This window comes from Microbacterium sp. NPDC006705 (assembly GCF_044903545.1).
GTDB classification, from domain to species: domain Bacteria; phylum Actinomycetota; class Actinomycetes; order Actinomycetales; family Microbacteriaceae; genus Microbacterium; species Microbacterium plantarum.
Map to the genome: position 1 here is coordinate 1448037 of NZ_JBJDQQ010000001.1, position 14666 is coordinate 1462702.

Here is a 14666-nt window from a genome sequence, read left to right on the forward strand (position 1 = left end):
GACGGCACCGCGGCCGCACGTCAGATGACCGCCTCGGACCAGTCGTCGGGATTGCCGAAACGGTGCGCGGTGATCGTGATGGACTGCTCGTGCACGAAGGGCAGCAGCTCGATCCGCGCCGCGGTCGTGACCTCGTCGGCGTAGACGGCGACATCCGGGTCTCCCTCGGTCGCTGCCGCGATGGCCGTCCGCAGCTCGGCCACCGTCTCACGCGAGCCGACCAGGCGGATGCGTCCCGGTCGACGCTCGGGGGCGGCGATGCGCTGCAGCCATTCGCCGTCGGTCTCGACCGAGACCGCGATGTCGACCTCGCCGAGCGCCCGCCGCACGTCGGCGGGAAGACCGACCGGCGAGCTCAGCGTCACGGCCGATCCGGCCCGCACGCCCGCGACGAGCACGCGGAGCACCGCCTGCCAGGTCGCGTCCGACGACGCTCGCACCGCCACGTCGACCGGGCGATACCGGAACAGGTTCCGCTCGACGCCGAGGCCGGACACGTCGCGCACCTGGCCGAACTCGCGGTCCCAGGCGACGGCATCCGAGAGCGCGCCGCGCCGCAGCCATTCGAACGATTCGTAGTCGAGGGTGGGCTGGGCCGACTCGATGATGGTCGTGATGCGCGAGTCGAGACCGCGCAGATGCAGCGTGCTGGATGCCGAGCCGTTCGACGCACGCCAGGAACCGAGCCCGACGAGGTAGTTCGGTCCGCCGGCCTTCGTGCCTGCGCCCACCGACGACCGCTTCCAGCCGCCGAAGGGCTGACGCTGGACGATGGCCCCCGTGATGCCGCGGTTGACGTAGAGGTTGCCGGCCTCGACCCGGTCGAGCCAGGTCGCCAGGTCGGCGGCGTCCTGGGTGTGCAGGCCCGCGGTCAAACCGTAGGCGACCGCGTTCTGCAGTTCGATCGCCTCGTCGAGAGTGCGCGCGTGCATGACGCCGAGCACGGGTCCGAAGAACTCCTCGAGGTGCGTGCGCGACCCGGCGCTCACCCCCACCTTCACGCCCGGAGACCAGAAGCGCCCAGCGGTCGCGTCACCGAAATCGAGGGGACGAGGCTCGACGAGCCAGCGCTCACCCTCCTCGAGTGAGGTGAGAGCCCATTCGAGCTTGCCCTGCGGCGGCTCGATCACGGGCCCGACCTCGCTGCGGGGATCGGTGGGCGGTCCGACCCGCAGCGACCGCGTGGCGTCGACGAGTTGACGCGCGAACCGCTTCGACCGCCCGACCGGCCCCACCAGGATCGCGAGCGACGCGGCGGAGCACTTCTGACCCGCATGACCGAAGGCGCTCTTGATCAGGTCGGACGCCGCCAGATCGAGGTCGGCGGAGGGCATGACGATGATCGCGTTCTTGCCGCTGGTCTCGGCAAGCAGCGGCAGCTCGGGCCGCCACGACCGGAACAGCGCCGCCGTCTCCCACGAGCCGGTGAGGATGACGCGGTCGACCGACGGGTGGGTGATGAGCCGGCGGCCGAGATCGCCCTCGTCGATGTCCACGAGCGCGAGGAGATCGCGGGGCACCCCGGCATCCCACAGCGCCTCGGCGACGACCGCCGCACAGCGACGGGCCTGCGGAGCGGGCTTGAAGACGACGCCCGATCCGGCGGCGAGGGCCGCGAGCACGCCGCCGGCGGGGATGGCGAGCGGGAAGTTCCACGGCGGAGCGACCACCGTGACCGACGCCGGCTCGAAGACGGCGCCGCTGACCCGATCGAGCTCGCGCGCCGTCGCGGCGTAATAGGCGGCGAAGTCGACCGCTTCGCTGACCTCGACGTCGGCTTCGGCCAGCACCTTGCCGGTCTCGGATGCGGCGACCTCGATGAGCTCGGCCCGACGTGATTCGAGTGCGCGCGAGGCGGCGAGCAGCACCGCACTGCGGTCGGCCGCGGCCATCGAGCCCCAGGCGGATGCCGCCGATCCCACACGCGCCACGATTCCATCGAGCTCTCCCGCGTCATCGACCCGGGCGGCGGCGATCGTCTCGTCACCGGCCGTGCTGCCCTCGATCCGCGACAGGATGCCGCGGGCCCACTCCCGGTTGACGGCGAGCGCGGGGTCGGAGTCGGGAGTGTTGGCGAACCCGGGCGCTCCGAGCGCCGGGGCCCGGCGCGTCTCGCGCGGGGCGTAGACGGCGGTCTCGACGAAGTGCTCACCGCCGAACAGGACATCGTCGGGCTCGCCCAGAGCCGTGGTCTCGTCGGACCGGCCCGCGGCGTCGGCGATGCCGAGCACCGCCTGCGTCAGCCCGTCGTCGCCCTCGGCGGGGTCGCGCGTGATGCGTTGCGGCGCGATGGGCCGCAACGACATCGTGCGGTCCTGCGTGCGGTTCGGCCCGCTGGGCAGAGCCGGGTCGGCCGCGCGCTCGAGGGAGGCGAGGAACCGGTCGCGTTCGCGCTCGAACAGGCTCGCCTCGGTCGCGAGGTCGAACGCCGCCGAGAGGAAGTTCTCGCTCGAGGCGTTCTCCTCGAGCCGCCGCACGAGGTAGCTGATGGCGACGTCGAACTCGTCGGGGCGGACGACCGGGACGTACAGCAGCACGTGGCCCACGTCGGCCGTGACCGCGGCGACCTGACCCTGCGCCATGCCGAGGAGCATCTCGATCTCGATGTCATCGCGCACACCGCGCTCGCCGGCGAGCAGCCAGGCGTAGGCGATGTCGAAGAGGTTGTGCCCGGCGACGCCGAGCCGCACCGCGGCGCTCCGCTCGGGGCGCAGGGCACGGTCGAGGCATCGCAGGTACATCGCGTCGGCGTCGAGCTTGCTCGCGTGGGTCGCCAGCGGCCAGCCGTGGATCGTGGCGTCCACGCGCTCCATCGCGAGGTTCGCGCCCTTGACCAGCCGCACCTTGATGCGGCTTCCACCGGCCGCGACGCGGGCCTGCGCCCAGGCGGTCAGCTCGTCGAGGGCGTCGGCGGCGTCGGGCAGATAGGCCTGCAGCACGATCCCGGCCTCGAGCCCCCGCAGCCGCTCATCTTCGAGGATGCGGGTGAAGACGGCGATCGTGAGATCGAGGTCGCGGTACTCCTCCATGTCGAGGTTGATGAAGGTGCCGTCCTCAGCCGCGCTCAGGTAGAGCGGCAGCAGCCGCTCGACGACATCGGCGACGACCTCGTCGAACGCCCACATCGAGATGCGGCTGACGATCGCCGAGACCTTCACCGAGACGTAGTCGACGTCGGGCCGGCGGATCAGCTCGTGGATGCCTTCGAGCCGGCGGCGTGCTTCTTCCTCGCCGAGCACCGCCTCGCCGAGGAGATTGAGGTTGAGGCGGGCTCCGGACTCGCGGATGCGGGCGATGGCGGGGCCGAGCTTGTGCGGTCGCGCGTCGACGACCAGGTGCCCGACCATCTCGCGCAGTGCCGTGCGCGCGATCGGCACGACCGGGGTCGGCAGCACGGGGGCCACGGCGCCGCCGATGCGCACGGCACCGCGGAGATACCAGGGCAGGAACTCCGGGACCAGCGGGGCGACGTGGTGCAGTCGGGTCGCGGCGGCGGTCACGCTCTCGGGGCGCATGACCCCGTCGACGAAACCGATCGTGAACGGCAGGCCGTTCGGGTCGCGAAGGACTCCCGCGAGGCGCTGCGCTGCGGCATCCGCGGGGAAATCGGCCGACGTGTGCACCCATTTCTGGGCCAGGTCCACCGCCTGATGGGCGAGGGAATCGTCGGCGGGGAAGCCCGGCGGGGTGGTGCCGGACGAAACGGTGTCGGACATGCCGTCAGCCTATGTCGCAAGCGCTCTCGAAGGGCGGCGCCTCGCCCGGGGATCACTCCCAGACGCTGGGCGCCTCGGCACGCGTCGACGGCAGAGCGGTCGCCGCAGCCCACTCGGTCATCCACGGCTCGAGCTCGGGCAGATCGTCGCGCCGGCCGAGCACCGCGAACAGCTCGTCGAGCGGCACGATGCCGCCCGTGCGACGCAGGAACCGCGAACGCACCAGCATCTCGGCGTAGACCTCGCCGCGGACGACCGCACGATGCACCATGTACACCGACTTGTCGTCGTGTCCGTGCAGGCGCGTCTCGATCGTGAAGCGCTGCCAGAGGTTCAGCGACTTCCGGAAGGTGATCGTGCTGCTCGCGACGACGCCGTACCAGCCCTTCTCCTGGAAGGTGTCCCAGATGCCGTTGCGCACCAGCAGGTCGAACCGGCCGAGGTCGAACAGCGAGGCGTACCGCCCGTTGTTCATGTGCCCGAGCAGATCGATGTCGGTGGGCAGCGTCCGGAGCTTCACCCGGCCGACCGCCATAAGCGGCCGCGGGCCGTTCCTGCGCAGCTGTCGCTTCGCTCGCCAGATCGTCAGCAGGGTCCGGAGCCACACGTTCACGAGGGCCGACGCTATCGGATGCCCCATGCCCCCACCCGCATCCGTTGTGCGCCTTCCACAACTCCGCGCCCGCCGCCCCGCGCGCAGGAACGGAGAATCGCGCGAACATCGGAGGATCTCGCGGGATCCGTCCGACGTACGCGCGATTCTCCGACGTACGCGACGCGCGGTCAGGCGCGGGCGGTGTCGAGCACGATCACCGCCCACGACAGCGCGGGCAGGGTCGCCCGCAGCGTGCCCTCGTCGAGTCCGACGCCGCGCAGGGGCACGAGGCCGACGGCATCCTGGTCGTGCTCGGTGTTGGCCGACCGCCGGTCGCCGCCCTCGGGCACCGTCAGCACCTCGGCCGAGACGACGCCCGACGCCCCGAGTCCGCGCAGCTCGAGCGACACCTCGGTCTCGGACTCGAGCGAGCGATTGGCGACGAACAGTGCGACGCGGCCGGTCGCCTCGTCCCACGTCGCGGCCGCGTCGACGACATCCACGTCGCCGAACTTCGCCGTCGGCGTCTGATCGGAGTCGATCGCGAGCCGCAGCACGCGCCCCTGCGCCAGCTGCGACATGCGGGCGAACGGCCAGAAGATCGACTGCCGCCAGGCCGGCCCGCCCTCCTCCGAGCGGATGGGTGCGATCACGTTGACCAGCTGCGCCTGGTTGGCGATGCGCACGCGGTCGCCGTGGCGCAGCAGGCTGTGCAGGAAGGTCCCGACCACGACGGCGTCGGTGACGTTGTAGGTGTCCTCGATGAGGCGCGGGTGGGCGCGCCACTCCTTCGCCGCCGAGACGATGTGCGGCTGGTCCTCGGTGTCGAGGCCCCGCTGGTACCAGACGTTCCACTCGTCGAACGAGATGTCGACCTGCTTGCGATGCTTGCCCGCAGCCTTGACCGCGTCGATCGTCGAGACGACGCCGTCGATGAAGGCGTCCATGTCGACGGCCTCGGCGAGGAAGGATGCCGCGTCCCCGCCGTCCTCCTGGTAGTAGGCGTGCATCGAGATGTAGTCGACCTCGTCGTACGCGTGCGTGAGGACCGTGTGCTCCCACGAGCCGAAGGTCGGCATCTGCCGGTTCGACGATCCCACCGCCACGAGCTCGATGTCGGGGTCGACCAGGCGCATCGCCTTCGCCGTCTCCTGCGCGAGCCGGCCGTACTCGTGCGCGGTCTTGTGGCCGATCTGCCACGGGCCGTCGAGCTCGTTGCCGAGGCACCAGAGGCGGATGTCGAAGGGTGCTGCGGCCCCGTTGCGGCGACGCAGGTCCGACCAGTACGTGCCGCCGGCGTGGTTCGCGTACTCGACGAGCGCGCGGGCCTCGTCGACACCGCGCGTGCCGAGGTTGACCGCCTCCATGACCTCGACCTCGGCCTCGCGCGCCCAGTCGACGAACTCGTGGAGCCCGAACGCGTTGGTCTCGACCGTGTGCCAGGCGCCGTCGAGCCGGTGCGGACGGTCGGCGACCGGCCCGACGCCGTCCTCCCAGTTGTAGCCCGAGACGAAGTTGCCGCCGGGGTAGCGGATCACGGTGGCGCCCAGCTCCTTCACGAGCGAGAGGACGTCGCGACGGAAGCCGCGTTCGTCGGCCTGCGGGTGACCCGGCTCGTAGATGCCGGTGTAGACGCAGCGGCCCATGTGCTCGACGAACGAGCCGAAGAGGCGGCGCGGCACGTCGGCCACGGTGAAGTCGCGATCGAGGACGATGCGGGCGCGGGGCATGATGCTCCTGTTCTTTCGGGGTGAGGGGATGCGGACGACGCGTGCCGGGCGGCGCCGGTCACTGACCGCCGAAGCCGGTCGTGGCGACGCCGCGGACGATCTGCTTCTGGAACACCAGGAAGACGATGATCAGCGGCACCGAGGCGAGGACGGCCTGAGCCATGACCTGCGCGTACTGCACGCCGTAGGCGCTGATCACGGTCTGGAGTCCCACCGGCAGGGTCATGAGGGTCGTGTCGTTGATGATGAGGAACGGCCAGAGGAAGTTGTTCCACGCGCCGATGAACACGAAGATCGCGACGGCACCGAGGATGGGCCGCGACAGCGGCAGCACGATCGACCAGAACACCCGGAAGCGTCCGGCGCCGTCGACCCGCGCGGCATCCTCGAGCTCGATGGGCACCTGGTCGAAGAACTTCTTGAGGATGAACACCATCGCCGGCGCGACGACCTGCGGCAGGATCAGGCCCCACGGGGTGTCGACGAGGTTGAAGGCGAGCATCTCGTAGAACAGCGGGATGATCAGCACCTGCGGCGGAATGACGATCGAGGCGATGACCGCGCCGTAGAGGAACTTCTTGCCGCGGAACTCGAGCCGTGAGAACGCGTACGCGGCCACGGCCGAGATCGCGACGGTGAGCAGGGTGATCACGGCGGAGGTCCAGAGGCTGTTGCCGGCCCAGACCCACACGTTGCCCTGCGAGAGGATCGAAGTGAAGGCCTCCGTCGTGGGCCCGCTCTCGCCGATCCAGCCGCCGGCGCCGGAGGCGGCATCCGTCTCGGTCTTGAAGGCGGTCGCGACCGCCCAGAGGAACGGCAGCAGCCACCCGATCGCCAGGAGGGCGAGGGCGACGAACGCGACGATGTTGAGCGCGCTCAACCGGCGCTGACCGGGTTTGCGGCTCCGCGGATCGGGGGCGACCCCCGGGGCGACGACGGCGCGCGTGGCCGTGGAGCTGGCGGTGGCGGCGCTCATGAGTGCTCCTTCCGGCGACGGGTGGCGAGGGCCTGGATGACGCCGATCAGCACGATCACGGCGAAGAAGACGTACGAGATCGCCGCCGAGTAGCCGAAGCGGTACCCGACGAAGCCGGACTCGTAGATGTACTGGACGATCGAGCGGGTGGTCTCGCTCGCGATTCCTCCGAGCATCTGGTACGCCTGGTCGAACAGCTTCAGCGACGCCAGCACCTGCAGGATGACGATGAGCACGGTGACCTGGCCCAGCTGCGGGATCGTGATCGAGAAGAGCTTGCGCCACTCCCCCGCGCCGTCGATGGACGCCGCTTCGTACTGCGTCTCGGGGATGTTCTGGAGGGCCGCGAGGTAGAGCAGGAAGTTGAAGCCGATCGTCCACCACACCGTCGCGACGACGATCGCGAGCATGTTGGTGTCGGGGTTCTGCAGCCACGCGATCGGCTCGAGACCGAACGCCTCCAGGATGCCGTTGGCCGCGCCGATCTGCGGGTTGAAGATCCACACCCAGATCTGCGAGATCACCGTGGAGGCGAGCAGATAGGGCATGAAGAACGACAGCCGCCAGAGCCACTGTCCGGGCAGTCCGCGCTGCACGAGCAGAGCCATGACCAGGGCGAGGACGACCAGCGGCACGGTCGAGAGCACCGTGAACCAGGCGGTGTTGCCGAGCGATCGCCACATGACGGGGTCGCCGAGCGCTTCGACGTAGTTCGCGATGCCGATGAACGATCCGCCGGCGCCCGTCAGCGACTGATCGGTGAAGCTCAGATAGAGCCCGTGCAGGAGCGGCCAGACGAGGAAGAGCAGGAAGGCGGCGAGGAACGGCGCGAGGAAGGTCCAGGCGATGCGCTGCTCGCCGCGGTCGCCGGCGTGCCGGCGTCGCCCCGCGCGGTCGCCGGTGACGATCGTGCGCGTCGCGGCGGTGTCGGCGAGTCCGGCGCGGCCGGATCCGGTGTCGAGGGTCATGCGCGGGCTCCGTCCGGTGCGGCGGGGTTCGGCGTCTGCAGGCGCAGGTCGACGCCCGCGCGGAAGCGGGAGACCGCGGCGGCCGGATCGGCGCCCTGCAGCAGGACGTTCTGCACCGCGGCGCCGAAGTCGGCCTGGAAGCGTGAGCCCGAGCCAGTGAACCAGGCCGGCGGGTCGTACCGGACGAGCTCGGCGGCCTCGGCGTAGTGCGCCTGCGGCAGCAGATCGGCGTAGGCGGGCGACTGCGTCACGGGAAGATACGCGGGGATGTGGCCGGCCCCGGCCCAGTCGAACGACCCCTTCAGGATGTCGGCGACGAAGCGGTAGACGAGGTCGCGGGTCTCCTCGTCGGGCGCGCTCTGGTGCGGCAGGGTGAACGAGTGCGAGTCGGCGTAGACCGACGGGGTGCCGAACACGGGCGGGATGATCGCGGCGTCGATCGGCAGGTTCTGCTGCTGCATCGAGCGCAGCTCCCAGACACCGGTGAGGAAGAGCCCGCTGCGCCCGGTGGCGAACTCGGCGATCGCGCTCTGGTAGTCGGCGCTGCGCGACGCGATCTCGTCGTCGAGGAGCTGCTGCATGAAGGTCAGCGCCGCGACCGCGGCATCCTCGTCGATCTCCGCCTTGCCGCCCTCGGGAAGCTCGATCTCTAGCCCGTGCTGCGTGTAAAGCGTGTAGAAGAGGCGCCACATCTGCGCGCCGTCGCCGAGATAGCCGAAGGACAGCCCGTGAGACTCCGACACGGCCGCCACGGCTCGCCCGAGCTCGAGGAAGTCCTCGGGCGAGGTGATCGGCGGCAGCTTGCCGTCGCTGTCGAGCACACCCGCCTCGGCGCAGATGTCGGTGTTGTACATCAGGATGAACGGGTGCGCGTCGAGCGCGACGCTGTAGAGGTCGTCGTTGATGAAGCCCTTGCGCCAGATCGCGTCGGTGAAGGTGCTCGCGTCGACGCCGAGGTCGGCCAGGCGCGCGGTGTCCCACGTGTCGAGCAGCCCGCCCGGCGCATAGCCGACGACGCGCGAGGCGTGCATGACCGAGACGTCCGGCGCCCGCCCGCCCGCGGCCGCCATCGCGAGCTTGGTGTAGTACGGCTCACCCCAGGCGAGCACGGTCGGACGCACGCGATAGTCGGACTGCGCCGCGTTCACGCCGTCGATGAGCCCGGACATCGTCACGCCGTCGGCACCGGAGAGCAGGTGCCAGAACTGGAGGGTGCGGGCGCCCGTGCCGCCGGGGAGACCGGCGCACGAGGCGAGGAAGGCGGTTCCGGCGAGGGCTGCGGCTCCCGTGAGGAATCGCCGTCTGCTGAGTTCTATGGGTGGGGCCATCGGTCACTCCTTTGTGACGGCACGACATCGTGACAACCAGGGACCCTCATACTTTTACATCGATGTAATCAATGCGCAAGGAAAATCCGGATGTCGTCGATGCCGACGGTCAGCGGCCGGGCGATACGCCTCGCGGCACCGCGTCCGTGCTCGCTCGAGCGACCACCCGGTGCTCGATCGCCACCGCTCGCACCGGAACGTCGCGCGCCGCGATGCGCTCCTCGAGGAGCGCGATCGTCGCACGCGCGAACTCGTTCCGGTCGAAGGACACGGTCGTCAGCTGCGGTGTCGTGAAGCGCGACTGCTCGATGTCGTCGAAGCCGCACACGAGCACGTCCTCCGGCACCCGGATGCCCGCACGCGCCAGTTCGTGCAGCGCGCCGACGGCGATCGAGTCGGTGAAGCAGAGGAGGGCGTCGACCTCGACCCCGCGATCGAGCAGTGTCCGCACGCCCAGCGCGCCCGCCTCCATGTTCCAGGGCAGCAGGTTGACCTCCCGGCGGCGGTCGTGCTCGAGCCCGGCCGCGGCGAGCCCGTCGCGCACGCCCGCGAGGCGCAGGCGACTGGTCGCCGTGGCGAGCTCGGGCTGATCGTCGCCGCCGATCGCGGCGATCCGCCGCGCCCCGCGCGCCACGAGGTGAGCCACGGCATCGCGCGCGCCACCCCGGCTGTCGACGAGCACCCGGTCGGTGACGTGCTGCTCGACCTCGCCGATCAGCACGACAGGCGGCAGCCGTTCGTCGCGATCGACGACGCTGTCCTCGATGCGGATCGGGTTGAGCACGACACCGTCGACGAGATGCTGACGCGCCCGCGAGACGAGGTCGCGCTCACGCTCCGGCTCGAGCGCGGTCTCCTCGATCTGGACCGCGTAGCCGCGCTGGTGAGCCGCGTCGACGAGGTGATGCAGCATCTCAGCGGAGAACGCCGTCGCGAGGTCGGGGAGCGCGATGGCGATCACACCGGAGCGGCCGTTCCGCAGGCCCCGGGCGCTGAGGTTCGGCACGAAGTCGAGCTCGCGCATCGCCGACTCCACGCGCTGCTGCGTCTGCGGCCGGACCGCGGCAGTGCCCGTCAGCACGTTGGAGACCGTCTTCGCCGATACCCCGGCGAGCGCCGCCACATCCTTCATCGTGGCTCGGCCGGCTCTCTCCTTCGGCATGAGCACAGACTAGGCCCCGCGCGCAGGCCCTCTCGCCCGTGTTGCGCCGGCCAGCGCTGCGATGGGCGCCTCGAAGAAGGCGAGCTCGTGGCGCATCGATCGCGCGAACGCGACGCTCATCCGCGCGCGCTCTGCCGCCGACGCGTCCGCCGCCGCCCGCTCGACGATCTCGATCGCGGCGCGGGTCGATGCGGCGAAAGCGGGGTCGGCGTAGGTCGAAAGCCAGTCCCGATACGGATGGTGCGGGTGCGACGCCGCCGCGAATCGCTCGCCCACATCGGAGTACAGCCAGAAGCACGGCAGGAGGGCGGCGACCAGCTCACCGTACGAGCCGCGAGCGGATGCGGCGTGGAGGTGATCGGTGTAGGCGAGCGTCGCGGCGGCAGGGTCCGCGGCGTCCGCGCCGACCCGCGAGCGGTGGAGCTCGGATTCGACCGCGATCGCCGAGGCGGCGGCCTCCGCCCAGAACACCTGTTCCTCGCCTCGCGGGGCGAGCGCGCTGGCTCGGGCGAGGACACGGGCGTACTCCGAGAGGTACAGCGCGTCCTGCTGGAGGTACCAGGCGAAGACCGGCTCATCGAGCTCTCCCGTGCGCAGCCCCTCGACGAAGGCGCAGGAGTCGACGGCGGCGCGGAGCGGAGCGGCGCCGGCCCAGGCGCGCTCTGTCCACGACACGGGCGACGGGAGGTGCGGGCGCAGCTCGTGCAGGTGGTCGACGGGGCCGTTGCCTCGCCCGACGCCGAGCGCCGCGCCCGCTGTGATCGAACCGGCCAACCATTCGGTCGCACGCGCGAGGGCAACGGTCCAGCCGATGCCACTCGCGCCGAGCGTCGCCATCGCCGACGACAGGGAGCACCCGGTGCCGTGGGTGTTGGTCGAGGCGATGCGGCGGCGCGACACCTCCGCCGCGACCCCGTCCGGCGTCACGATCGCGTCGGGGCAGTCGTCGCCGTCGAGATGCCCGCCTTTGACGAGCACCGCCGCACCCGATGTGCGCGCGAACCGCTGTGCCTGGGCGAGGGCGGCGAGCCACGTGCGTGCGACCGGCTCCTCCGCGAGCACGGCCAGCTCGGGGAGGTTCGGCGTCACGAGGGCGGCGCGCCCGCAGAGGGCGCGGATCGCGTCCTCTGCGGCGGGATCGAGCAGGCGATCGCCGCTCGTGGCCACCATGACGGGGTCCAGCACGACGAGGTCATGGCCCCGCCGAGCCAGCCAGTCGTCGACGACCGCGACGAGCGGCTCGGAATGCAGCATCCCGATCTTGATCGCATCGATCTCGACGTCATCGCCGACCGCGTCGAGCTGCGTACGCAAGAACTCCGGCGGAGGCACGTGCACGGCCCGCACACCACGAGTGTTCTGCGCCACGAGGGCCGTGACGACGGCCATGCCGTAGCCGCCCATCGCCGCGATCGACTTGAGGTCGGCTTGAATGCCCGCGCCGCCCGACGGGTCGGTGCCCGCGATGCTCAGCACCCGCGGCACGCGCGGCGCCCGCGCCTCCGCGGTCACCGGACCGCTCCGTCCGCAGTGTCGGAACCGCGCCCGCTCGCTGCGACGGCGAAGGCGCGCGCGGCCGCGGCGGGGTCCGCGGCACCGCTGATCGCCGAGACGACGGCGACCCCGGCCGCCCCCGCTCGGCGGAGGGCGGCGACGTCATCGGGACCCACGCCCCCGATCGCGACGCACGCGAGCGGCGTCGCCGCGGCCCGTTCCGCGAATCCCTCGATGCCCAGCGCGGGCGGGTGATCGGCCTTCGTGATCGTCGGCCGGATCACACCGACCCCGAGATAGTCGAGGGTGCCGTCCGGCATCGCGTGGGCGGCCTGCAGATGCGCCGCCGTGTTCGCCGTCCACCCGATGACGGCGTCCGGCCCGAGGACTCGCCGCGCAGTCGTGGGCGGGATGTCGTTCTGACCGAGATGCACGCCGTCCACGCGGGCCCCCGCATCGATGGCGGCGAGGGCGACGTCGACCCGGTCGTCGATGAGCAGCGGAACCCGCCCCGCGATCACATCCGACAGCATCCGGGCGCGGCGGATCAGCTCGGCCGCGGTCACTCTCTTGTCGCGCAGCTGCACCACCGTCACGCCCCCGTCGACGGCGGCGTCGACGATCGACAGCAGCGTGTCGGCGTTCAGCCGGTCATCGGTGACGAGGTGCAGGGCGAGGTCGACCCGGCGGGTCACCGGACGCCCTCCGCCGCCATCGCGCGGGTCGCGACGCGTGCGGCATCGAGGTCGCCGGGAGCGAGCGTCGCGAGCGCGTCGAGGAAGGCGACGGCGAACGAGCCGGGACCGGACGACACGGATGCCGCAGCCTCGGCGGCCTGCTTGTGCACGAGCGACGCTGCGACGGCTGCCGAGAAGGGCTCGACGACGCCGAGGAAGGCCGCCATCGTCGCGCCCAGCGAGCAGCCTCCGCCGGTCACCCGGGTCAGCAGCGGGTCTCCCCCGGGAACCCGCGCGACCCGTTCTCCGTCGGTGACGAGGTCCGTCGCGCCCGACACCGCGACGACCGCGCCGGACCGGCGGGCCAGGGCCGCCGCGGCCGCGTGCACCGAGTCCGGGTCGTCGATGCTGTCGACGCCGCGGCCGCCCGCGCCGGTTCCGGCGACCGCCGCGATCTCCGAGGCGTTGCCGCGGATGATCGCGGGGCGAGCAGCGACGAGCTCCGCGGCGAGGGCCGTGCGGATCGGCAGCATCCCGACCGCGACGGGGTCGAGCACCCAGCGCCGCGTCGCCGCCACGATCTCGCGGGCGCTGGCCTGCTGCTGCGGATTCGGGGTGCCGAGGTTGATCAGGGCACCGTCGGCGACGCCGGCGAAGATGCCCGCCTCACCCTCGATGTCGACCATCGCCGGACTCGCCCCGAGCGAGAGCAGCGCGTTCGCGGTGAACCCGGTGACGACGGCGTTGGTCACGCAGTGGGTGAGCGGAGCGGCATCCCGCAGCGCTCGGAGCGCCGCTTCCGGTCCTCGGACGGTGGGCACGACATCGCGCATTTTCGACATCCCTTCGCCAGCATTGCACTGGAGCAGGTTCGACGGGTCTGATCTCAGCTCGCGGTCGCGGGCACCCCGTGTCGGAACACGACCATAGCAGGCCGGTTTGCACGCTCTGGGCCGCTGTGCTTTTCTCCCGGCCCCCGAAGCGCGTAGGTTGCGAGTGAGCGCGCTTCACGGGCCGGCGCGCGAGGGGGTGGGGCCGTGCTGACAGCGGGATGCGCGCTGGTCTTCGCGTGCCTCATGACGATCATCGGTCTCGTCGTGCTGTTCACGCTGCGCCCGAGCTGGCGTCGGCGCGGCGCGCTCCTGCGCTTCGGGATCGTCGGCGCGCTCTCGGCCACCACGTCCAGCCTGCTGTACCTCGTCCACACCCAGACCGGCGATCCGGCATCGCTCGTCATCAGCGACATCGCCATGGTCCTCGGCCCGGGACTGATCTTCGCCGGGCTCGGCTCGCTCGGCGGCGGCGTCCTCGCCCGCGGCGGCATCGCCGTCTCGCTCGCTGCTGTCGTCGGCGTCGTGTCCGCGGCGATCGGGCTGCCCGTCTCGCTCGCGGTGAAGGTCCTGATCATGGCGGTCATCTGCGGGTTGACCAGCGTCGCCGCGAGGCACCCGGCCATCGCGGCGCGACGCGGGTCGTGGCTCCTCGCAGCGACCATGGCGGTCTACGCGCTCTTCTCCGTGTGCCGCGCCGGCGTGGGGCTCACGCTCGGATGGGATTCAGCGCTCTACCGCCTCGGGTTCTCGGTCGTGCCGACGACCATCGCGGGGGCCGTGCTCGTCCTCCTGAGCGGCGCTGCCCTCCTGATGATCCTGTCGGACCGCAGCGCCGCGCTGGCCGCGCAGCGCTCGCGCGGGGCCTCGGGCGACGACCGGGGGCCGGCGTGGACGGTCACGCTGGGTTCGTACGAGATCGTCCGAACCGCCCTCGGGGCCGCGCGCGCCGATCGGATGCGGGAGGACCTGATCGCCGCGGCGCGGACTATCGATCCCGGCGCCGTCGTCGAACCCGCGGGGGCCGGTGCACGGCTGCACAGCCCCAGCGAGCAGAGGGTCATCGAACGAGCGCTGCGGGCTCGACTGGTCGCGGCGGGCTGGAGCCCGGGCGAGGTCGGCCTGGTCTCGGTCGAGGTCGCCGTGGTGGACGGTGTCGGCGCATGACGGCAGGCGGCGCAACCCCGACT

At 71.5% G+C, this 14666-nt stretch carries 11 protein-coding genes and 1 riboswitch; of the genes, 1 reads left to right on the plus strand and 10 read right to left on the minus strand.

The features are described from left to right. Positions 1-20: 20 nt before the first annotated feature. The 10 genes from ACI2K6_RS06920 to thiM form a co-directional block, all read right to left on the minus strand. On the minus strand, positions 21-3716 hold the full coding sequence (locus tag ACI2K6_RS06920; protein WP_274178293.1) for a proline dehydrogenase family protein: 3696 nt from the start codon (positions 3714-3716) through the stop codon (positions 21-23). 52 nt (positions 3717-3768) lie between these two features. Continuing rightward, on the minus strand, positions 3769-4329 hold the full coding sequence (locus ACI2K6_RS06925) for a thioesterase family protein (protein WP_112616269.1): 561 nt from the start codon (positions 4327-4329) through the stop codon (positions 3769-3771). A gap of 170 nt (positions 4330-4499) precedes the next feature. Further along, positions 4500-6041 carry an alpha-N-arabinofuranosidase gene (locus tag ACI2K6_RS06930; protein ID WP_282501995.1) on the minus strand — a complete coding sequence of 514 codons (1542 nt, stop codon included), beginning with the start codon at positions 6039-6041 and terminating at the stop codon, positions 4500-4502. 58 nt (positions 6042-6099) lie between these two features. Beyond that, the gene (locus ACI2K6_RS06935) at positions 6100-7017 is read right to left on the minus strand and encodes a carbohydrate ABC transporter permease (protein ID WP_274178292.1); all 918 of its coding nucleotides are present in this window, start codon (positions 7015-7017) and stop codon (positions 6100-6102) included. Then, positions 7014-7985, minus strand: a complete 972-nt coding sequence (locus tag ACI2K6_RS06940; protein ID WP_274178291.1) for a carbohydrate ABC transporter permease — start codon at positions 7983-7985, stop codon at positions 7014-7016. Before ACI2K6_RS06940 ends, ACI2K6_RS06935 begins: the two co-directional genes overlap by 4 nt. Then, positions 7982-9313, minus strand: a complete 1332-nt coding sequence (locus ACI2K6_RS06945; RefSeq protein WP_274178290.1) for an extracellular solute-binding protein — start codon at positions 9311-9313, stop codon at positions 7982-7984. The genes ACI2K6_RS06940 and ACI2K6_RS06945 overlap by 4 nt, the downstream gene beginning before the upstream one ends. 109 nt (positions 9314-9422) lie before the next feature. After that, positions 9423-10475, minus strand: coding sequence for a LacI family DNA-binding transcriptional regulator (locus ACI2K6_RS06950; protein ID WP_114589098.1), 1053 nt, complete (start codon positions 10473-10475; stop codon positions 9423-9425). A 9-nt stretch (positions 10476-10484) separates the two neighbouring features. Next, positions 10485-11987, minus strand: a complete 1503-nt coding sequence (gene thiD, locus ACI2K6_RS06955) for a bifunctional hydroxymethylpyrimidine kinase/phosphomethylpyrimidine kinase (RefSeq protein ID WP_282501994.1) — start codon at positions 11985-11987, stop codon at positions 10485-10487. Then, positions 11984-12664, minus strand: a complete 681-nt coding sequence (gene thiE / locus ACI2K6_RS06960) for a thiamine phosphate synthase (protein ID WP_282501993.1) — start codon at positions 12662-12664, stop codon at positions 11984-11986. The genes thiD and thiE overlap by 4 nt, the downstream gene beginning before the upstream one ends. Beyond that, positions 12661-13488 (minus strand): hydroxyethylthiazole kinase, encoded by an 828-nt coding sequence (gene thiM / locus ACI2K6_RS06965; protein ID WP_274178288.1) that lies wholly within the window; start codon positions 13486-13488, stop codon positions 12661-12663. The genes thiE and thiM overlap by 4 nt, the downstream gene beginning before the upstream one ends. Continuing rightward, positions 13471-13567, minus strand: a riboswitch (TPP riboswitch). It overlaps the preceding gene by 18 nt. A 116-nt stretch (positions 13568-13683) precedes the next feature. Between thiM and ACI2K6_RS06970 the strand changes: the two genes are divergently transcribed. After that, positions 13684-14643, plus strand: coding sequence for a hypothetical protein (locus tag ACI2K6_RS06970; protein ID WP_282501992.1), 960 nt, complete (start codon positions 13684-13686; stop codon positions 14641-14643). The last annotated feature ends 23 nt before the right edge of the window (positions 14644-14666 follow it).